The following is a 19265-nucleotide window of genomic DNA, read 5'->3' as shown; positions in this document are numbered from 1 at the left end:
GTCGATCAGACGTAGTGTTTCCTGCTGGCACCAGAGGCCGGGATATGCCCCCGGCAGTGCAGTCACTTTCTTTCGTTTCGCCGAAAGAAAGTAACCAAAGAAAGGGCGACCCCGGTCCCCACGTCCCTGCGCTGGCGCTCCGGGCAACCTGCGGTGCTCGCGGCCTGGGCGCATTGCACAACTCGCACCACTCACTTCGTTCGTTCAGCTCGAACAAGTGCAATGAGTCAGATGTTGAAGCGCGAGGTTCCCCGCGCCGCCCAGGCCACTGCGCTCCTCGGCGTGGGCACAGGGGCCCCAACGCCATCCGGGCCATCGCTGCGCTCGGCCACGCATGACTGAGACGGACTTGCCATCGACCGCACGCCGCGCCTTGCTGCGCCACGGCACCGTGGGCGCTCTGGTGCTGGGCGGGCTGCCCGCGCAGGCCGCGCCCATCGTGCTGCACGACGCCCTCGGCCGCCGTGTGGTGCTGCCCGCGCCGCCGCAGCGCATCGTGACCATCTTCTCGTCCAACACCGAGCTGGTCGTGTCGCTCGGCATGCTGGACCGCATCGTGGGCGTGGAGGACTTCACGCGCTTTCCGCCCGAGGTGCAGCGCATCGCCAAGGTGGGCGGGCGGCTCGGCTTCTCGGCCGATGCGGTGGTGGCGCAGCGGCCCGACCTCGTGGTCGTCACGCCCGCGCGCCAGGCCGCGCACCAGCTGGTTGCGCCCATGGAGCGCATCGGCGTGCCCATCCTCGTGCTGCTGAGCCGCTCGCTGGACGAGGTGCTGGGCAATGTGCGCCTCATCGCGCAGGCCGGCGGCGTGCCCGAACGTGGCGAGGCGCTGGCCGGCCGCCTGCAGGCCCGGCTGACGGCCGTCGATGCGCGCGTGGCCGGCCGCACGCTGCCGTCCATGCTCATGCTGACCGGCCGCCTGGGCAACGGCATGCTGCTCGTGGCGCGGGCCGATACCTACACGGGCGAGGCCATGCTGCGCGCCGGCGGCCGTTTCGCGCTGGCCGGTGCCGGCGTCGTGCCCCAGGTCTCGCCCGAGGCCGTGCTGGCGGCTGATCCCGATGTGCTGCTGTTCGCGGGCGCGCAGGACGCGCTGCGCGACCTCGTGGCCCAGCCCGGCTGGCGCGACATGCGCGCCGTGCGGGCAGGGCGCGCCGTCACGGTCTCGCGTTCCGAATTCCTGATTCCCGGCCCGCGCACGGTCGATGGCGTGGAGAAGCTGGCCCAATGGCTGCATCCCGCGTGATCCCCTGGCACGCCTCGCGCGCCTGGGGCGCCGCCTGGGCCCTGATGGCCGGCTGCCTGCTGCTGGGCGCCTGTGCCGGCCACCAGTGGGCGAGCCCGGCCGACGTCTGGCGCGCCGTGCTCGGCGACGACGCCCTGCGCAGCCGGCTGCTGCTGGAATGGCGGCTGCCGCGCGTGCTGGCCGCTGCCCTGGTCGGCGCGCTGCTGGGCCTGTCGGGCACGGTGTTCCAGGGCGTGTTCCGCAACCCGCTGGCCGAGCCCTACCTGCTCGGTGCGTCGGGCGGCGCGGCGCTGGGCGCCACCATCGCGCTGCTGGTGCCCCTGGGGATGCCGCAGGCGCTCACGCTGTCCTCGCTGGCCTTCTTCGGCGCTTGGGGCGCCACCATGCTGGTGCTGGGCGTGGCGCGGGTGGCCGGTGCGCTGGACGCCGCGGGCCTGCTGCTGGCCGGCGTGGCGCTGGCGGCCGTGCTGGGTGCCGTGCGTTCCTTTTTGATGCTGGCGCTGTCCGACGAGACAGTGAGCCTGCAGGTCGTCATGAGCTGGGTGCTGGGCGGCATCCAGACACCGAGCTGGACCGGCCTGGGCTTGCTTGCGCTGATCACCGTGGCCTGCCTCGCGGCCACGCGCGGCATCGCGCGCGGGCTGGACCTGCTGGGCCTCGGCAACCAGGCGGCCCAGGGCTTCGGGCTGGACGTGGCGCGCTTCGTGCCGCGCGCCGTGCTCGTGGGTTCGCTCGTCGTGGCAGCGGCCGTGGCCTACGGCGGCCTCGTGGCCTTCGTGGGCCTGGCGGCGCCGCACATCGCGCGCTGGATGGTCGGGCCACTGCACAGAAGGCTGTTGCCGGCCTCGGCCCTGGTCGGCGCCATCGTCGTGACCGTGGCCGACGCCATCGCGCGTGCCGCGCTGCCGCCGGCCGAGGTGCCGCTGGGCCTCATCACGGCCGTGGCCGGCGGGCCCTTCTTCATCGTGCTGCTGGCGCGGCGCTTGCGGTCTGCATGACGGGCTTGCCTCCACCACGCCTGCAGGCGCAAGCGCTCACGCTGCGCCGGCGCGGCCGCGCCGTGGTCGATGGCGTAAGCCTCGCGCTGCCCGCGCGCGGCGCCGTGGCCCTGGTCGGCCCCAACGGCGCGGGCAAGTCCACGCTGCTGTCGCTGCTGGCCGGGCTGCTGGCGCCCGACGCGGGCCGCGTGCTGCTGGACGGCGCTGACCTGGCGGCCATGCCCGTGGCGCAGCGTGCCCAGGCCATGGGCTACATGCCGCAGCATTTCGCGCCGCACTGGGACCTGCGCGTCGACGAACTCGTCGCCATGCGGCTCGAAGGCCAGCAGTCGGCGCAGGACGCCGGCGCCGTGCTGGCGCAGGCCGGCCTGTCGGCCTTCGCTGCGCGGCACTGGTCCACGCTCTCGGGCGGCGAGCAGGCGCGGGCCTTGCTGGCCACGGTGCTGGCCACCGATCCGCCTGTGCTGCTGGCCGACGAACCCGGCGCGGCGCTGGACGTGCGGCACCGGCTCGCGCTCGTGGAGGCGCTGGCCGCGCGCGGGCACGGGCGCCTGGTCGTGGTCGCCATGCACGACCTGGATCTCGCGTTCCAGCACTTCGGGCGCGTCGTCGTGCTGGACCAGGGCCGCGTGGCGCTGGACGGCGGTGCCGAGCTGCTGCAATCGCCTTCTCTCGACGCCGTGTTCGGCGTGCGCTTCGAGCGCGTGGCGGTGCCGCCGCACCACCTGCTGCGCGCGCACCGCCTGCAGGAGGCTCCCCATGCGGATTGACCTGGCCGGCTGGACGCGCGAGGCCACCTGCGGCGACCACCGCGGCTTCATCGCGCTGTTCGAACGCGCCGAGCAGCTCGGCTTCGATGGCGTCTGGTTCAACGAATTCCGCCTGCCCGCGCAGCCCTGGCCTTACCCCTCGACGCTGCTGCTGGCCGCCGCGCTGTTCGCGCGCACCGAACGGCTGCGCGTGGGCACCTCGGTGCTCGTGCTGCCCGTGCACCACCCTTTGATGCTGGCCGAGGAGATCGCGCAGCTGGACTTCCAGAGCGCCGGCCGGCTCGACGTGGGTGTCGGCCGCGGCACCGAACCGGCCGCGCTGCAGGCGCTGCAGATCGCGCCCGAGGAGACGCGCGCGCGTTTCGAGCAATCCTGCCGCCTGCTGCGGCTGGCCTTGTGCGGCGAGGCGCTGCCGGCCGAGCAAGGCGCCTGGACCATTGCGGCGCGTGGCGCCATGCCAGCGTCGGTGCAGCGCCCCCATCCGCCGCTGTACGTGGCGGGCTCCACGCCCGAGACGCTGGGCTTTGCGCTCGCGCAGGACCTGCCGCTGCTGCTGAGCCTGGAGCCGCCCGAGGCCGCGCAGCTGGCGCAGCTGCAGGCCGCGGCCGCCGCGCAGGGCCGCGACAGCGCGGCCTTGCAGCAGCGCTCCTCGCTGGCCCGCTACGTCTGCATCGGTGCCGACGACGCCGCCGTCGCGCAGCAGCTCGCCGCGCTGTGGCCGCAGCTGTACCAGCGCCGCATCCATTTCGCCGGCAAGCGCGGCGTGCCGCCCGAGCAGGTGCTGCCCATCGACGCCGAACGCGTGCTGCGCGAGCAGTTCATCCACGGCACGCCGCAGGACTGCCATGCGCAGATCGCGGCGCTGCGCGCGCGCACGGGCATCCGCCACCTGCGCTGTGTCTTCAACGCCAACGGCCTGTGGGACAACGCCCAGGCCCTGGACGCCATGGCCTTGTTCGCACGCGAGGTGCTGCCCGCACTGCGCGCCCTCTGACATCCACCTTCTGGAGAATCCACCCATGCAAAAGATCCCCGCCACCATCGTCACGGGCTTCCTGGGCAGCGGCAAGACCACGCTGCTGCGCCACATCCTGGACAACGCCCAGGGCCGGCGCATCGCCGTGATCGTCAACGAGTTCGGCGAACTCGGCATCGACGGCGAGATCCTCAAGGGCTGCGGCATCGGCTGCGACGAGGACGGCCAGGAGCAGCAGGGCGCGCTCTACGAACTGGCCAACGGCTGCATGTGCTGCACCGTGCAGGAGGAGTTCTTCCCCGTCATGCAGGCGCTGGCCGAGCGCCGCGACCGCATCGACGCGGTGCTGATCGAGACCAGCGGCCTGGCCCTGCCCAAGCCGCTGGTGCAGGCCTTCCAGTGGCCCGAGATCGCCAACGTGTTCACGGTGGACGCCGTGGTCACCGTGGTCGACACGCCGGCCGCCGACGCCGGCCAGTTCGCGGCCAACCCCGTGGCCGTGGACGCGCAGCGCCGCGCGGACCCCAACCTGGACCACGAGTCGCCGCTGCACGAGCTGTTCGAGGACCAGCTGGCGGCCGCCGACCTCGTGGTGCTCAACAAGACCGACCTCGTCGATGCCGCGGCGGTCGAACGCGTGACGGCCCTGGTGCGCGAGGAGTTGCCGCCTTCCGTGAAGATCCTGCAGTCCAGCCAGGGCAAGTTGCCGCTGGACGTGCTGCTGGGCCTGGCCAAGGCCTCCGAGACCACCATCGATGCGCGCGAGAGCCACCACGACCACGAGGAGGACCACGACCACGACGAGTTCGACGCCCATGTGATCGAGCTGCCGGCCGTGGACCGCGAGCGCCTGCTGGCGGCGCTGGCGCGGCTCGTGGAGCAGCAGACCGTCCTGCGCGTGAAGGGTTTTGCCGAGATCCCGGGCAAGCCGATGCGCTGGCTGCTGCAGGGCGTGGGGCGCCGCTTCGACCACCATTTCGACCGTGCCTGGCGCGAAGGCGAACGCCGCGGCACACGCCTGGTGTTCATCGGCCAGGACCTGGACGAAGCCGCGCTGCGTGCGGGGCTCGCAGGCGTCGAGGCCTGATGGAACATTGCCCCCGAAGTGTTCGCCGCGCGCAGCGCAGGCCCTACGCGGCCGAGCGCAGCGATGGCCCGACTGGGACTTCCCCCTGTGCCCCTGCCGAGGAGCGCAGTGCCATGGGCTGCGCGGGGAACCTCGCGCTTCAACATCTGACTCATTGCGCTTGTTCGAGCGAAGTGAACGCAGTGAACGAAGCGAGTTGCGCAATGCAGCCCATGGCGCGAGCACCGCAGGTTGCCCGGAGCGCCAGCGCAGGGACAGGGGCACCGGGGTCGCCTTCTTTTGCTTACTTTTCTTGGCGAAGCAAGAAAAGTAAGTCCGGGTGTGGGGTGGATAGCCCCACCTCCTCACGTCGATCAGACGTAGTGTTTCCTGCTGGCACCAGAGGCCGGGATATGCCCCCGGCAGTGCAGTCACTTTCTTTCGTTTCGCCGAAAGAAAGTAACCAAAGAAAGGGCGACCCCGGTCCCCACGTCCCTGCGCTGGCGCTCCGGGCAACCTGCGGTGCTCGCGGCCTGGGCGCATTGCACAACTCGCACCACTCACTGCGTTCGTTCAGCTCGAACAAGTGCAATGAGTCAGATGTTGAAGCGCGAGGTTCCCCGCGCCGCCCAGGCCACTGCGCTCCTCGGCGTGGGCACAGGGGCCCCGGATGCGGGGACCGATTCAGGCCATCGCTGCGCTCGGCCCCAGTCATCTCCGGCGCCATAGGCCACTGACATGCACCTGCTCTCCACCCGCCCCGGCGGCTTCGTCGAAGACCCCAGCATCGTCACGCGCCTCGACCAGCAGCCCGCCGACATCGTCGTGCTGAGCTCGGCCGACACCACGCTGGCCCTGCTGTCGGCCGCCGCGCAGCAGCTCGACGGCTTCCCCAGCCTGCGCCTGGCCAACCTGCTGTACCTGCGCCAGCCGGCTTCGCTCGATCTGTACGTGGACGAGGTGCTGCAGCACGCGCGCGTGGTGGTGGTGGACCACCTAGGCTCCGAATCGGCCTGGCCCTACGGTGTGCAGCAGATCGCCGCACTCGCGCGTGCCAAGGGCCAGCGCCTGGCCATCTTTTCGGGTGATCTGCAGGAAGACCCGCACCTGCTCGCGCGCGGCACGCTGCCACAGGCCGAAAGCCGCCAGCTCTGGCAGTACCTGCGCGCAGGCGGACCCGCCAACGCGCGCGCCTTCCTGCAGGCCGTGGCGCACCTGGGTCTGGGGCGGGGCGAGGCCCCGCCGCCGCCGCGCACGCTGCCGCAGGCCGCGCTCTATGTGCCGCCCGCGCTGTGCGCGCAGCGCCATGCCGTGCCCGGTATCGACGACCTGCGCGCCGCCTGGACACCCGGCGCGCCCGTGGTCGCGCTGGTCTTCTACCGCTCGCATCTGCTGGCCGGCAACACCGCCGCCTTCGATGCGCTGGCCCTGGCGCTGCACGCGCGCGGCCTGAACCCGCTGCCGCTGGCGCTGGACTCGCTCAAGGACGGTCTGTGCCTGTCCACGCTGCGCACGCTGTGCGACACGCATGCCGTGCAGCTCGTGCTCAACACCACGGCCTTCTCGGCGCTGGAGCCGGGCCAGGCCCTGGCGGGCGAAGCGCCCGTGCTGCAGGTCATCACGAGCGGCGGCAACCGCGAAGACTGGCTGGCCGACGCCCAGGGCCTGCGCCCGCGCGACATCGCCATGCAGGTGGTGCTGCCCGAGATGGATGGCCGCATCGTCACGCGCGCGGTCAGCTTCAAGGGCCTGGCACACCGCTGCCCGGTCACGCAGACCGACATCGTGGCCTACCAGGCCGAGCCCGACCGCGTGGACTTCGTGGCCGAACTCGCGCAGCGCTGGTGCCGGCTGCGCACGCGCTCCGCGGCCGAGAAGCGGCTCGCGCTGGTGCTGGCCAACTACCCGGGCAGCGAAGGCCGCATCGGCAGCGGCGTGGGGCTGGACACGCCGGCCTCGGTGATCGCCATCCTGCAGGCGCTGGCGGCCGAGGGCTACGCATTGGGCGACGCAGCGTTGCCGCAAGACGGAGACACGCTGATGCGCCAGCTGCTGCAGGGCATCGCCAACGACCCTGCGCAATGGCCGCTGCGCCCCGCTTGGCAAAGCTACGCGCTGGCCGACTACAGGAAGCGCCTGGCCGCGCTGCCCGATGGCATGGCGCAGGCCATCGACGCGCGCTGGGGCCCGCCCGAGGCCGACCCGGCATTGCGCCAGGGCCGCTTCATGGTGGCCGGCCTGCGGCTGGGCCATGTCTTCATCGGCATCCAGCCCGCCCGTGCGCTGAACCAGTCCGGCGCGCAGGACTACGCGAGCTACCACGACGCCGAACTCGTGCCGCCGCACCACTACCTGGCCTTCTACTTCTGGCTGCGCGATGTGTTCGCCGTCGACGCCATCGTCCACGTGGGCAAGCACGGCAACCTCGAATGGCTGCCCGGCAAGAGCCTGGCGCTCTCCGGCGCCTGCTGGCCAGACGCCATCCTGGGTCCGCTGCCGCACCTGTATCCCTTCATCGTCAACGACCCGGGCGAGGGCGCGCAGGCCAAGCGCCGCAGCCAGGCCGTGATCGTGGACCACCTGATGCCGCCGCTCACGCGCGCCGAGAACCACGGCCCGCTGCAGGATCTGGAGCGCCTGGTCGACGAGTACTACGACGCGCTGCTGGTCGACGCGCGCCGCGCCGCGTTGCTGCGCCGCCAGATCGTGGAGGCCGTGCGGCGCCAGCATCTGGCCGGCGAGCTGGAGCTGCCGGCGGGGACCGAGAACGACGAGGACGCGCTGCTGGAGCGCATCGACGCTTACCTCTGCGAGCTCAAGGAGACGCAGATCCGCGACGGCCTGCACGTGTTCGGCGCCTCGCCCACGGGGCGCCAGCGCCGCGACACCTTGCTCGCGCTGGCGCGCTTTCCCTCGGGCGGCGACGCCGGGCTGCTGGGCGCGCTGGCAGCCGACCTGCTGCCGGACACTGGCTTCGACCCGCTGCGGCTGGAGCCGGCGCGGCCCTGGGCCGGCCCGCGGCCCGCGGTGCTGCAGGCGCAGAGCACCGAGCCCTGGCGCCACGAGGGCGACACGCGCGAGCGCCTGGAACTGCTCGCCCAGCAGCTGCTGGATGGCACGCAACAGGCCATCGATTGGCCGCAGACCCAGGCCGTGCTGCAGCGCGTGCACGAGCAACTGGCCCCGGCCCTGGACGCCTGCGGCGCCGAGGAACTGCGCCAGCTCGCGCGCGGCCTGCGCGGCCTGTTCGTGCCGGCCGGCCCCAGCGGCTCGCCTTCGCGCGGCCGGCCCGATGTGCTGCCCACGGGGCGCAACTTCTACACGCTGGACACGCGTGCGATCCCGACCCAGGCGGCCTGGGAATTGGGGCAGCAGGCCGCGCGCCAGCTCATCGAGCGCTACCTGCAGGAACACGGCGAGTACCCGCGCACGCTGGGCCTGTCGGTCTGGGGCACGGCGACCATGCGCACGGGCGGGGACGATCTGGCCCAGGCTTTCGCGCTGATAGGAGTGCGCCCGCGCTGGGCCCCCGGCAGCCAGCGCGTGCAGGACTTCGAGGTGGTGCCGCGCGCCGGCCTGCACCGTCCGCGCGTGGACGTCACGCTGCGCATCTCGGGCTTCTTCCGCGACGCGTTTCCGCTCGCGGTGCAGATGTTCGACGCGGCCGTGCAGGCCGTGGCCGCGCAGGAGGAGGATGCCGAGGACAACCCGATCCGCGCCCGCATCCTGGCCGAAGCCCAGGCTCTAGAGGACGCTGGCGCCACGGCCGAGCAGGCCCGCCGCCAGGCCGGCTGGCGCGTGTTCGGTGCGCCGCCCGGCCACTACGGCACGGGCCTGGACCCGCTGCTGCACAGCGGCGACTGGCAGGACAGCGGCGACCTCGCGCGTGCCTGGATCGGCTGGAGCGCCCACGCCTACGGCCAGGACAGCGAGGGCGAACCCGCTGGCGATGCGCTGCGCCGGCGCCTGGGCGAACTCGACATCGTGGCCCAGAACCAGGACAGCCGCGAGCACGACATCCTCGACTCGTCCGACTACCTGCAGTTCCAGGGCGGCATGGCCGCGGCCGTGCGCGAGGTGTCGGGCAAGACACCCGCGCTCTACCACGGCGACCATGCCAACCCGCAGCAGCCGCGCGTGCGCACGCTGCACCAGGAGATCGGCCGCGTGGTGCGTGCGCGCGTGACCAACCCCAAGTGGATCGCGGGCGCCATGCGCCATGGCTACAAGGGCGCGTTCGAGATGGCGGCCACGGTGGACTACCTGTTCGGCTTCGACGCGACGACGGGCCAGGTGGCCGACCACCACTACGCGCTCGTGGCCGATGCCTATGTGGTGGACGCCGCCGTGCGCGATTTCTTCGCCGAGCACAACCCCGAGGCCCTGCGCGGCATGCTGGAGCGGCTGCTCGAAGCCATGCAGCGCGGCCTGTGGGAGCAACCCGGCGACTACCGCCAGCAGCTGGAAGACCTGCTGCTGGCACATGAAGACCAACAGGAAGGCATGCGATGAGCGCACCCCCCACCGATCTGCCGCCGCTGTTCCCCTTCGCTGCCATCGCCGGCCAGCCCGCGCTGCGCCAGGCGCTGCTGCTGGCGGCGGTCGACCCGCGCATCGGCGGCGTGCTCGTCGAAGGCCCGCGCGGCACGGCCAAGTCCACGGCCGCGCGTGCGCTGGCCGAACTGATCCCGGCCGCGCCCTTCGTCACGCTGCCGCTGGGCGCCTCGCTCGAGCATGTGGCCGGCACGCTGGATCTGCAGCAGGCCTTGGCCGGCCACGCCGTGCGCTTCGCGCCGGGGCTGCTCGCACGCGCGGATGGCGGCGTGCTGTACGTGGACGAAATCAACCTGCTGCCCGACGCGCTCGTGGACGTGCTGCTCGATGCCGCGGCCAGCGGCGTCAACGTGGTCGAGCGCGACGGCATCTCGCACCGCCATGCCGCGCGCTTCGTGCTCGTGGGCACCATGAACCCGGAGGAGGGCGCGCTGCGCCCGCAGCTGCTGGACCGCCTGGGCCTGTGCGTGCGCTTGGCCAACGTGGCCGACCTGGACCAGCGCCAGGCCATCGTGCGCGCGCGGCTGCAGTTCGAGGCCGACCCCGCGGCCTTCCGCGCACGGCATGCGGCGCAGCAGGCCGCGCTGGCCGACCGCCTGGCCGCGGCCCGCGCGCGCGTGCAGGCGCCCGAGGCGTTGCCCTGGTCCGACGCCGTGCTGCAGGCCGCGGGCGCGCTGTGCGTGCAGGCCCAGGTCGACGGCCTGCGTGCCGACCTCGTGCTGCTGCGCGCGGCGCGGGCCTGGGCCGCATGGCAGGGCGAGGCCGAGGTCACGCCCGCGCATGTGCAGGCCGTGGCCGAACTGGCGCTGGTGCACCGCCGCAAGCCCGGCGTGCCGCCGCCTGCGGCTGCGCCGGCTCCTGCACCCCAGGCCGAACGGCCGCAGTCGAACGGCCGCGACGGCGCGGCCTGGGGCCCCAGCGCAGACGCCGCGGACTGGGGCGCCATGCCGCCCGAGCCCGTGGGCACCGTGCACCTGTCCGTGCCCGAACTGCTGCCCACCGGCAGGGAGGCCGCCGCAAAAAAAGCCTGAGCCTTCGCGCCGACGCCGCACCCGGCCTGGCGGCGGGGCGCATGCCCGGCGCGAAGGCACAAACCGCGAACCCGCCGCAGCGCGGCCCCGCCACGGGTGGCTGGAACTGGCCGGCCACCTTCGCCGCGCGCGGCGCCGCGCCGCTGGCGCTGGCGCACCTGCGCCGCCGGCCGCAGCCGCCCTCCAGCGAGCGGCTGCACTGCTTCGTGCTCGACTGCTCGGGCTCGATGGCCACCGGCGGCGCGCTTGCGCGCGCCAAGGGCGTGCTGCTCGCGCTCATGGAACAGGCCTACCGCCGGCGCGAGCGCGTGGCGCTGCTGTGCTTTTCCGGCACGCGCGTGGAACTGCGCCTGCCGCCGCGCAAGGCCGCAGCCTGGAACGACGACTGGGTGAACGCCATCGGCGCGGGCGGCGGCACGCCACTGGGCCCGGCCATCGCGCAGGCGGCACGACTGCTGGCCCGGGGTGGCGGCGAGGGCTGGCTCTGGCTGCTGACCGACGGCCGTTCGCGCGACTGGCCCGCGCGTCCTGCCGAGGCCGCGCAACTGCGCGTGGTCGATTTCGAGCAGGGCCGCCTGCGGTTGGGCCGCGCGCAGGCGCTGGCGCGGGCCTGGGGCGCAGAGTGCCTGCGCGCCGAGGATTGGTCCTGAAGACCGGCCCCGGTGGCCGGCGGAACGCCCTGGCTGCCCTGGAGCAGCAGCGCCTTCAAGCGGGCGAGTGCAGCCGCGCCGTGAACCATCGGCCACGCGTGCGGCCCGCCAGCATCTTGGCGCCCCACAGCACGCCCAGGTCGACCAGTGGCTCCAGCAGCACCACGCCCATGTAGGCCACGCCGAAACTGCCAACCTCGGCCAGCGTGTCCGCACCCACACCATGGCCGTACAGCGCCCAGAACGCCACCCACAGCACGATGCCGCCCTGGTAGGCCAGCGACAGCGCGAGCGCCTGGCGGTACTGGATGTCGACATAGGCCGTGCGCGCCGGGATGATGCGCTGCGCAAGCTGGTGGATGGCATAGAGCGGCACCAGCAGCGTGGTCACGTTCATGCCGTACTGCGGCAGGTCGGCCGGCGCGAAGAGCAGGCCCTGCGCCAGCAGGCCAGCCGCCAGGCCGATGGCGGTGGCGCCCGCGCCGAACAGCAGCAGCAGCGTGGAGCCCAGGATCAGGTGCACTTCGGACACGCCCACGGGCGCGTGCGGGAACACCTCGAAGAAGCAGAACACGGCCAGCGTGGTCAGCACGCTGCGCGCCGCCAGCGCGGCCCAGCCGCCGCGGTGGGCGTCGGCGCGCGCGTCCTGGCGCGCCATGAAGGCGGTGAGGCCGAAGGCGGCGGCGGCCGTGGCGTAGCTCAGGGTGATCTTGGCGGCGTCGACGACGCCGGGTTCGATGTGCATGCGGGTTTCCTTTCGGGGAGAGAACCGCGCCGCCTGCTGTGACAGCAACGCCCGCCGCGGCACGCGCATGCGCAGGCGCCGCTGTCAGCACCCCGCAGACGGCCGGCTTGTGCATGCGGGGCATGCACGAACGCGCCAGGCCGGTCTCCGGGCTCGCAAGGGGCAGAGAAGGCTCTGCCGGCGCCGCGTCTTCCCAGGCCCGTCGCGCATCTGCGCTGGCAGACCACGTGCGAACCCAGTGACGGCCCGCCCGGCAGCTGGTGCCAGGGGGCGATCGGCGTTGTCGCTTGCTTACCGTTGCGGGGGCAGCCGGGGCCTGGGCTGCATCGCTGCGCCTTCACCCCGTTCCCGTTTACTCCACATGCAGGGCATGCGGACACCTGTCGCACGGATGCCCGCGGAACAGGTTCCGAGGGCGCGCGGAGTATAGCCAGCACACCGCGGGCCGCGGCTGAGCTGGTGGGCATACTGCGCGCATGCCCGCGCAGCCGCCCCCACCGCACCTCATCCGCTTCAACAAACCCTACGGCGTGCTGAGCCAGTTCCGGTCCGAAGGGCGCTGGCGCGGTCTGGAGGACTTCATCGACCTGCCTGGCGTGTATGCAGCAGGGCGGCTGGACGCCGACAGCGAAGGCCTGCTGCTGCTGACCAGCGACGGCAAGCTGCAGGCGCGCATCGCCGATCCGCGCTTCAAGCTCGAGAAAACCTACTGGGTGCAGGTCGAAGGGGTGCCCGACGAGGAAGCGCTGGCGGCCTGGCGCAAGGGCATCACTCTCAACGACGGCCTGACGCTGCCTGCCAGGGCGCGGCTGCTGCCTGCCGCCCCGGTGCTGTGGGAGCGCGACCCGCCGATCCGCGTGCGCAAGGCGATTCCCACGTCGTGGGTCGAACTGGCGATCACCGAGGGCCGCAACCGCCAGGTGCGCCGCATGACGGCGGCCGCCGGCTTTCCCACGCTGCGGCTGGTGCGTGCGGCCATCGGGCCGCACACGCTGGAGGGACTGGCCGTGGGCACCTGGCAGCCGGTGACGCAGCCGGTGATGCAGCCGTAGAGAGAACGTGTCGGGCGTCCTGCGCTTTCGTCACCGTGTGTTCACGATGGCGCGCGGGCTCTGCCTGGGTCAATTTGCCCCACTGGAGGCCAGAGGCGCCAGCGTGCCGGCCACCTTATGATCGCCGCCCATGCAATTGCTGCGCCGCTCCACGCTGCTGGCCCGCCTCGTTCTGGCGTGGTTCGTGCTGGCCATGGGCGTGGCGATCGCCTCGCCTCTGGTGCAGCCGCAGGCCATGGAACTGGTCTGCACGGCCAGCGGCGGCGTGAAGCTGGTGGCGCTGGGCGACGATGCGCAGGACGGTGCCGCCGTGCACCACACCCTGGATTGCCCGATGTGCCTGGCGGCCACCTTGCCGCCGGCGCCGTACCGGGCCCCCTGCGCCGCGCCGCAGCCGCTGGCCCATGCACTGCAGCCTTCGGTGGCCGCGCACATCGCGGCGCTGGTCGGCGCGCCGCTGCCGCCACGCGGCCCTCCCTCCCTGGTCTGAGCCCCCGCCGCGACGCGTGAGGCCCGCGAGGGCACGCGATCGCGCTCCTGTGCAGTGCCGCCGCGTTGGCGAACGGCCTGCGCGACCAGTCCCTGCTTCCCCGAGGTTGTGCCGTGTTCCACGCATTCCGCCCCTTTCGCCGCCGCACGCCGCGGCTTCTTGCCGGCTGTGCCGCGCTGGCCATGGTGCCTTCTGCCGGTGCGCAGGACGCGGCCGACTCCATGCTGACGCTGGGCACCGTCACCATCCACGCCAATCCTGCGGGCCCGCTGCCCGCGCGCAACGTGTTCAGCTCCGTCGACATCCTGGGCGCCAGCCTGTTGCAGGACCAGCACGTGGACTACAGCTGGGAGCTGCTCACGCGCGCGCCGGGCGTGCAGGTCACGCAGTTCAAGCAGGGCACGGACGCCGGCCGCTTCTCGTTCCGCGGCTTCAACGGCGAGGGGCGCATCAACGCCGTCAAGCTGCTGATCGACGGCATCCCGAGCAACGACAACGCGGGCGGCATGCCCTTCCTCGATGCCGTGTTCCCGCTGGACATCGAGGCCATCGAGATCGTGCGCGGCACCAACGATCCGCGCTACGGGCTGCACAACATCGCCGGCAACGCCAACGTGCTGACGCGCAGCGGCGGCAACGAGGGCCGCGCCAGCCTGACGGTCGGCAGCTTCGGCACGCGGGAAGTGCAGGTCGCCAAGGGCATCGAGAGCGGCAACTGGAGCCAGAACTACTTCCTGGCCTGGCGCGACTCCGACGGCTACCGGGACCACGCCGACGCCGAGAAGGTGGCGCTGTCGGGCAAGTGGTTCTACACCAGCGATGACGCGCGCTGGCGCGCCGGCCTGATGGCGCGCTACTACCGCAACAAGGCGCTGGAGTCGGGCTACCTGAGCTTGCAGCAGGCGATGGACGCACCGCGTAGCTCGCCGTCCTACGCGGCGGCCGACCGCGGCGAGCGCGAGACGCTGCAGCTCAGCGCCCACCTCGACGGGGAACTCGCGCAAGACCTGTCCTGGTCCGCCAGGCTCTACACCAACCATTACGAGAACCAGCGCTGGGCGCGCTTCTCGGCGGCCGGCGTGCAGCAGGAGCGCGGCAACGACGAGAAGCAGCACGGCGCCATCACCACGCTGACCTGGCGGCCCCAGGTGGCCTGGGCCCACGCGTTCACGCTGGAGGGCGGCTTCGACGCGCAATGGCAGGACAACATCGGCCAGCGCTGGCGCACCGTGGAGCGCGTGCGCACCGCGCAGTTCCGCGACTGGGACTTCGACCTGGACACGCAGGGTGCCTACCTGCAGGCCGTGGTGCGCCCGGTGCCGGCGCTGAAGATCAGCCCGGCGTTGCGCGTGGACCGGGTGCGCGGCCACTTCCGCGACCGCATCGCCGGCACCCAGGCGCCGGTGCACGACTACGGCAGCATCCGGCAGCCCAAGATCAGCCTGGCCTACACGCTGAACCCGCAGGCCAGCGTCTACGCCAACTGGGGCCGCACGTTCCAGATCGGATCGGGCATCGATGCCTACCGCACGCAGGCGCGCAAGCTCAAGCCCTCCATCAACCATGGCTGGGAGGCCGGCGTCAAGTTCAGCCCGCTGCCCTGGCTGGACGGCCGCGTCGCGTACTGGGAGCAGCGCGCCTCGGGCGAAGTGGCGCGCGTGCTGGGCGTCGATGGCCTGCCCGACCCCGGCGGCCTGGGCAACGTGGGCAAGACGCTGCGCAAGGGCTTCGACGTGCAGCTGGGTGCCAAGGCCACGGCCAGCACCACGGCCTGGGTCGCCTATTCGCGCCAGCAGGCCCGCATCACCGCGCCCGACCCGAGCGCGCCCACCACGCTGGGCAAGGAGATCGAGAACGTGCCGCGCTGGCTGGTCTCGGCCGGCGTGGACTGGCAGGCGACGGAGCGGCTCAAGCTGTCCGCCTGGGGCAATGCCCAGGGCGACTATTTCCTGGAGCGCACCAACACCCAGCCCAAGGCCGGTGGCTACGCGCTGCTCAACCTGGGCGCGACCTACCGCGTCTCGGCCGCCGTGGATGTGGGCCTGCAGGTGAAGAACGTCACCGACCGCCGGTACGTCTATGCCTGGTACGACAGCGGATCGTCCGGCTATTCGCCGGGTGATGGCCGCGGCGCCTATGCCAGCCTGGATGTGCGCTTCTGATGGCCGCGACCCTGCCTGCTGAAGCCGACGCACCGGTGCGGGCCGGCGCCAGCCTGTACCGCGCCGTGTGGCGCTGGCACTTCTACGCCGGCCTGCTGGTGCTGCCCTTCCTGGTCTGGCTCGCCATCACGGGCGGGCTGTACGTGTTCAAGGCCGAGATCGACGGCTGGTTCCACCACGGGCTGAAGACCGTGGTGCCGGCAGCCACCGTGCCGCGCGGGCATGGCGAGATCACGGCCGCGGCACTGGCCGCGTACCCGGGTGTGCTGCGCAAGTACACGCCTGCCGCGGCGCCATCGGCCTCGGCCGAGGTCGGCATCGCCACCGCCCGTGGCGAGCGCCTGTCGGTCTACGTCGACCCCTGGCGCGCCCAGGTGCTGGGCGCGCTGCCCGAGGGCGGCAGCGTGGCCTGGACCATCCGCAGGCTGCACAGCCTCAAGTACTTCGGGCCCGTCGCGCGCGGCGCCATCGAGATCGCGGCCGGCTGGGCCATCGTGCTGGTGGCGACCGGCATCTACCTGTGGTGGCCGCGCGGGCGCCGTGGCGGCGTGGTGACGGTGCGCGGCGCGCCGCGCCAGCGCGTGTTCTGGCGCGACCTGCATGCCGTCACCGGCGTGTTCGTCGGCGCCATGCTGGTGTTCCTGGCCCTCACCGGCATGCCCTGGTCGGTGCTGTGGGGCCAGCAGGTGAACCAGTGGGCCAACGGGCACAACTTCGGCTACCCGGCCGGCGTGCGCGTGCAGGTGCCGATGTCGCAGCAGCGCCTGGCCGAGGGCGGCCCCACGGCCTGGTCGCTGGAGCAGGCGCGGCTGCCGCAGTCGGCCCACGCTGGCCATGCCGGGCACGGCAGCGCTGCAGGGGAGGGCGCCGCACCGGGTGCGCTCGGCCTGGACGCGGCCATGGCCATCGTCGAGCGCCTGGGCCTGGCCCCGGGCTACACGCTGGTCCTGCCGCAGGGGCCGGCCGGCGTCTACACCGCCTCGGTCTATCCGCACGACCTGGCGCGCCAGCGCGTGGTGCACCTGGACCAATACAGCGGCGCGGTGCTGCTGGACATGGGCTATGGCGACTACGGCCCGCTCGGCCGCTGGCTGGAGTGGGGCATCAACGTGCACATGGGCCAGGAGTTCGGCGTGGCCAACCAGGCGCTGCTGGTCGTGGCCTGCCTGGCCATCGTGCTGCTGTGCGTCAGCGCCGCCACGATGTGGTGGAAGCGCCGGCCGGCCGGCGCACTGGGCGTACCGCCGTCGCCAGCGGACCGCCGCGCACTGCGCGCGGTGCTCGCGTTCCTGGTGCTGGGCGGCCTGGCGTTCCCGCTGATGGGCGCTTCGCTGCTGGCGATGTGGGCGCTGGATCACTTTTTGACTGGAAAGGTGCAATGAACCCCCACACCAAGATCCTGGCCTGGACCCTCGCGGCGGCCACCTCACCGATGGCCCTGGCGCAGAACCAGGGCGCCCCCGGCAACGCGCTGCCTTCCGTCACCGTGCGCGAGGCCGCGGCCCCCAAGACCCTGCGCGCGGGCAACCTGGCCACCGGGTCTGCGGCCTCGACCATGGACACACCGTTCTCGGCCTCCAGCCTGCCCGTGGACGTGCTGCGCGCGCAGGGCGGCACCACGCTGCAGGAGGCGCTGCGCAACATCCCCGGTGTGCAGGCCGACTCGGGCTTCAACGGCTCGCACACCCAGTTCTTCACGCTGCGCGGCGCCATCATGGACAGCGGCACCGGCTCCAGCCGCATCCTGCGCGACGGCGTGCGGTTGTCCAACTACCCCTTCGCATCCGCGTTCGTCGAGTCCATCGACGTGCTGCGCGGCCCGGGTGCCGCTTTGGGCGTGCGCAGCGAGCCGGGCGGCACCGTCAACCTCGTGACCAAGCAGCCGCGGCTCGCCAACTTCGGCGCGGTCGGCGTGGGCGTGGGCAGCTCGGGCGCGCTCGAACTGTCGGCCGATGTCAACCGCGTGCTGAACGCCGAGCAGGAACTGGCTGCCCGGGTGGTGCTGACGAAATCGGACGCCAGCGAATGGCGCCACGTGCCCGACAAGCTCGAAGGCCTGAAGCTCGGCATCGCCAAGAGCGACGGCAACCGCTACCACCTGCGCGCGGGCTTCGAGGCGATCAACCAGCGCTACCAGCCCGACTACGGCATCCCTTCGCTGGGGGACAGGCCGGTGGACGTGCCGCGCGACCGCCAGTTCGGTGAGCCGGGGCGGGACTCGACGACGAACACGCGCATCGTCGACCTGCATGGCGATGTGGCACTGTCCGCCGATACGCGGCTGGCCGTGAACCTCACGCACCTGTGGGCGGACTCGACCTCGGTCAAGAGCTTCCTGAACGGCAACCCGCTCCCCGTGACGCCCGCCACGCCTGTCGGCACCTGGGCGCGGGGCGCGGCCGTGGAGCCCGGCACCGATCGGCGCATCGACTCGGCCGCCGTGTCCCTCACCAGCCGGCAGGCCACGGGCGCGGCCCGGCACCAGCTGTTCTTCGGCCTGGACTACTACCGCGAGACGCTGGACCAGCCTTCGCTGCTCGTGCCGGCCTCGGCCAGCCCGTCCATCAACGTGTTCAACCCGGTGTTCGGCCGGGTCGCCATCCCGGCCTGGAGCGCGCTGGCGGCAGGCGGGCTCACGACGCAGAACCTGCGCAGCGTTGCCGCCTCGGTGCAGGACACGGTGGATCTGGGCGCCTGGACCTTCGTGGCCGGGCTGCGCTGGACGCAGCAGGACTTTCTCTACGGCGGCGCCGGCACGCGGGCCGTGGACGAGTCGGTCTTCTCGCCCAAGCTCGGCGTGCTGCGCCGCCTGTCGGACACCGACAGCCTGTACGCCAACTGGGCCAAGGGCATGGCGCCCAACCAGGTGTCGTCGTCCTCCAGCCAGTCGCTGCCCTCGCGCCGCTCGGAGCAGTTCGAGCTGGGCTGGAAGTCGCTGTGGCGCGGTGGAAAGCTCACCACCGACGTGGCGGTCTACCAGCTGGACCAGCGCAACATGATCTCGGCCGACCAGAGCACGCCGCAGAACAACTTCGACTTCACCGTCGACGGCACCGGGCGCTCGCGCGGCGTGGAGCTGGCGCTGACCGGCGAGGTGGCCGAGCGCGTCACCGTGCGCGCCGCCTATGCCTACACGCGCGCGCAGGTGCTGGCCAATTCGCTGCTCGCCGGCACGACCGCACCCAACGTCGCGCCGCATGCGCTGAGCCTGTGGGGCGAGTACACCTGGGCCATCGCCTCCGATGCGAAGTGGGTGACGGGCGCCGGCCTGTACGCGCAGAGCGCGCGCTGGGCCGACCGCGCCAACACGGTCACCTTGCCGGGCTATGCGCGCCTGGACCTCACGCAGACCTGGAAGAAGCCGCTGGGCGGCGGCCAGGCCGTGGAACTGCAGCTGGCGCTGCGCAACCTGACCGACAAGGCGTACTACGTTTCCAGCCACCTGCATGTGGCGCGCTGGGTCACGCCGGCGCAGGGGCGCAACGTGCAGCTGTCGGCCCTGTACACCTTTTGATGCCAGGCGAG

Annotated in this window: 14 protein-coding genes and 1 riboswitch; of the genes, 13 read left to right on the top strand and 1 reads right to left on the bottom strand. The window is 72.4% G+C overall.

What is annotated here, in order from left to right; all coding sequences use genetic code 11:
- Positions 1-334: 334 nt before the first annotated feature.
- The 8 genes from ACSQ4M_RS25605 to ACSQ4M_RS25570 all read left to right on the top strand — a co-directional run bounded on the left by ACSQ4M_RS25605 (position 335) and on the right by ACSQ4M_RS25570 (position 11291).
- A complete protein-coding gene (locus tag ACSQ4M_RS25605; protein ID WP_436192210.1) occupies positions 335-1246 on the top strand; it encodes an ABC transporter substrate-binding protein in 912 nt (303 codons plus the stop codon).
- On the top strand, positions 1228-2244 hold the full coding sequence (locus tag ACSQ4M_RS25600) for a FecCD family ABC transporter permease (protein WP_436192209.1): 1017 nt from the start codon (positions 1228-1230) through the stop codon (positions 2242-2244). Before ACSQ4M_RS25605 ends, ACSQ4M_RS25600 begins: the two co-directional genes overlap by 19 nt.
- Entirely contained in the window at positions 2241-3014 is a 774-nt protein-coding gene (locus ACSQ4M_RS25595; protein WP_436192208.1) for an ABC transporter ATP-binding protein, read from the top strand. The genes ACSQ4M_RS25600 and ACSQ4M_RS25595 overlap by 4 nt, the downstream gene beginning before the upstream one ends.
- Positions 3004-4008 (top strand): LLM class flavin-dependent oxidoreductase, encoded by a 1005-nt coding sequence (locus ACSQ4M_RS25590; RefSeq protein ID WP_436192207.1) that lies wholly within the window; start codon positions 3004-3006, stop codon positions 4006-4008. The genes ACSQ4M_RS25595 and ACSQ4M_RS25590 overlap by 11 nt, the downstream gene beginning before the upstream one ends.
- A gap of 25 nt (positions 4009-4033) precedes the next feature.
- Positions 4034-5077: a cobalamin biosynthesis protein CobW gene (cobW, locus tag ACSQ4M_RS25585; protein ID WP_436192206.1), complete on the top strand. Its 1044-nt coding sequence runs from the start codon at positions 4034-4036 to the stop codon at positions 5075-5077.
- Between the two features lie 717 nt (positions 5078-5794).
- Positions 5795-9568 (top strand): cobaltochelatase subunit CobN, encoded by a 3774-nt coding sequence (cobN, locus tag ACSQ4M_RS25580; RefSeq protein ID WP_436192205.1) that lies wholly within the window; start codon positions 5795-5797, stop codon positions 9566-9568.
- Positions 9565-10641: an ATP-binding protein gene (locus ACSQ4M_RS25575; protein WP_436192204.1), complete on the top strand. Its 1077-nt coding sequence runs from the start codon at positions 9565-9567 to the stop codon at positions 10639-10641. The genes cobN and ACSQ4M_RS25575 overlap by 4 nt, the downstream gene beginning before the upstream one ends.
- A gap of 41 nt (positions 10642-10682) precedes the next feature.
- Positions 10683-11291, top strand: coding sequence for a vWA domain-containing protein (locus tag ACSQ4M_RS25570; protein WP_436192203.1), 609 nt, complete (start codon positions 10683-10685; stop codon positions 11289-11291).
- Between the two features lie 55 nt (positions 11292-11346).
- On the opposite strand, the gene ACSQ4M_RS25565 is transcribed toward ACSQ4M_RS25570, so the two are convergent.
- Positions 11347-12036, bottom strand: a complete 690-nt coding sequence (locus ACSQ4M_RS25565) for an energy-coupling factor ABC transporter permease (protein WP_436192202.1) — start codon at positions 12034-12036, stop codon at positions 11347-11349.
- A 121-nt stretch (positions 12037-12157) separates the two neighbouring features.
- Positions 12158-12435, bottom strand: a riboswitch (cobalamin riboswitch).
- Positions 12436-12512: 77 nt separating this feature from the next.
- On the opposite strand from ACSQ4M_RS25565, the gene ACSQ4M_RS25560 reads away from it, so the two are divergent.
- From ACSQ4M_RS25560 to ACSQ4M_RS25540, 5 genes are all read left to right on the top strand, one after another.
- On the top strand, positions 12513-13088 hold the full coding sequence (locus ACSQ4M_RS25560; protein WP_436192201.1) for a pseudouridine synthase: 576 nt from the start codon (positions 12513-12515) through the stop codon (positions 13086-13088).
- 130 nt (positions 13089-13218) lie between these two features.
- Entirely contained in the window at positions 13219-13578 is a 360-nt protein-coding gene (locus ACSQ4M_RS25555) for a DUF2946 family protein (RefSeq protein WP_436192200.1), read from the top strand.
- A 182-nt stretch (positions 13579-13760) separates the two neighbouring features.
- Positions 13761-15740 (top strand): TonB-dependent receptor, encoded by a 1980-nt coding sequence (locus ACSQ4M_RS25550; RefSeq protein WP_436194067.1) that lies wholly within the window; start codon positions 13761-13763, stop codon positions 15738-15740.
- Positions 15740-17122, top strand: a complete 1383-nt coding sequence (locus ACSQ4M_RS25545) for a PepSY-associated TM helix domain-containing protein (protein ID WP_436192199.1) — start codon at positions 15740-15742, stop codon at positions 17120-17122. Before ACSQ4M_RS25550 ends, ACSQ4M_RS25545 begins: the two co-directional genes overlap by 1 nt.
- The gene (locus ACSQ4M_RS25540) at positions 17119-19254 is read left to right on the top strand and encodes a TonB-dependent receptor (protein WP_436192198.1); all 2136 of its coding nucleotides are present in this window, start codon (positions 17119-17121) and stop codon (positions 19252-19254) included. Before ACSQ4M_RS25545 ends, ACSQ4M_RS25540 begins: the two co-directional genes overlap by 4 nt.
- Positions 19255-19265 lie beyond the last annotated feature (11 nt).

The sequence above is a fragment of the Pseudorhodoferax sp. LjRoot39 genome (assembly GCF_964253035.1).
In the GTDB taxonomy this organism is placed as follows: domain Bacteria; phylum Pseudomonadota; class Gammaproteobacteria; order Burkholderiales; family Burkholderiaceae_C; genus Pseudorhodoferax.
This window is presented reverse-complemented; position numbering and strand designations above follow the sequence as displayed.

What these genes read in the sequence shown, in the direction of transcription:
- ACSQ4M_RS25600 (WP_436192209.1), top strand. Translation starts at nt 1,228, where the DNA reads ATGGCTGCATCCCGCGTGATCCCCTGGCACGCCTCGCGCGCCTGGGGC.
- ACSQ4M_RS25550 (WP_436194067.1), top strand. Translation starts at nt 13,761, where the DNA reads ATGGTGCCTTCTGCCGGTGCGCAGGACGCGGCCGACTCCATGCTGACG.
- ACSQ4M_RS25545 (WP_436192199.1), top strand. Translation starts at nt 15,740, where the DNA reads ATGGCCGCGACCCTGCCTGCTGAAGCCGACGCACCGGTGCGGGCCGGC.
- ACSQ4M_RS25560 (WP_436192201.1), top strand. Translation starts at nt 12,513, where the DNA reads ATGCCCGCGCAGCCGCCCCCACCGCACCTCATCCGCTTCAACAAACCC.
- ACSQ4M_RS25595 (WP_436192208.1), top strand. Translation starts at nt 2,241, where the DNA reads ATGACGGGCTTGCCTCCACCACGCCTGCAGGCGCAAGCGCTCACGCTG.
- ACSQ4M_RS25605 (WP_436192210.1), top strand. Translation starts at nt 335, where the DNA reads ATGACTGAGACGGACTTGCCATCGACCGCACGCCGCGCCTTGCTGCGC.
- ACSQ4M_RS25590 (WP_436192207.1), top strand. Translation starts at nt 3,004, where the DNA reads ATGCGGATTGACCTGGCCGGCTGGACGCGCGAGGCCACCTGCGGCGAC.
- ACSQ4M_RS25540 (WP_436192198.1), top strand. Translation starts at nt 17,119, where the DNA reads ATGAACCCCCACACCAAGATCCTGGCCTGGACCCTCGCGGCGGCCACC.
- ACSQ4M_RS25575 (WP_436192204.1), top strand. Translation starts at nt 9,565, where the DNA reads ATGAGCGCACCCCCCACCGATCTGCCGCCGCTGTTCCCCTTCGCTGCC.
- cobW (WP_436192206.1), top strand. Translation starts at nt 4,034, where the DNA reads ATGCAAAAGATCCCCGCCACCATCGTCACGGGCTTCCTGGGCAGCGGC.
- ACSQ4M_RS25570 (WP_436192203.1), top strand. Translation starts at nt 10,683, where the DNA reads ATGCCCGGCGCGAAGGCACAAACCGCGAACCCGCCGCAGCGCGGCCCC.
- ACSQ4M_RS25555 (WP_436192200.1), top strand. Translation starts at nt 13,219, where the DNA reads ATGCAATTGCTGCGCCGCTCCACGCTGCTGGCCCGCCTCGTTCTGGCG.
- cobN (WP_436192205.1), top strand. Translation starts at nt 5,795, where the DNA reads ATGCACCTGCTCTCCACCCGCCCCGGCGGCTTCGTCGAAGACCCCAGC.
- ACSQ4M_RS25565 (WP_436192202.1), bottom strand. Translation starts at nt 12,036, where the DNA reads ATGCACATCGAACCCGGCGTCGTCGACGCCGCCAAGATCACCCTGAGC.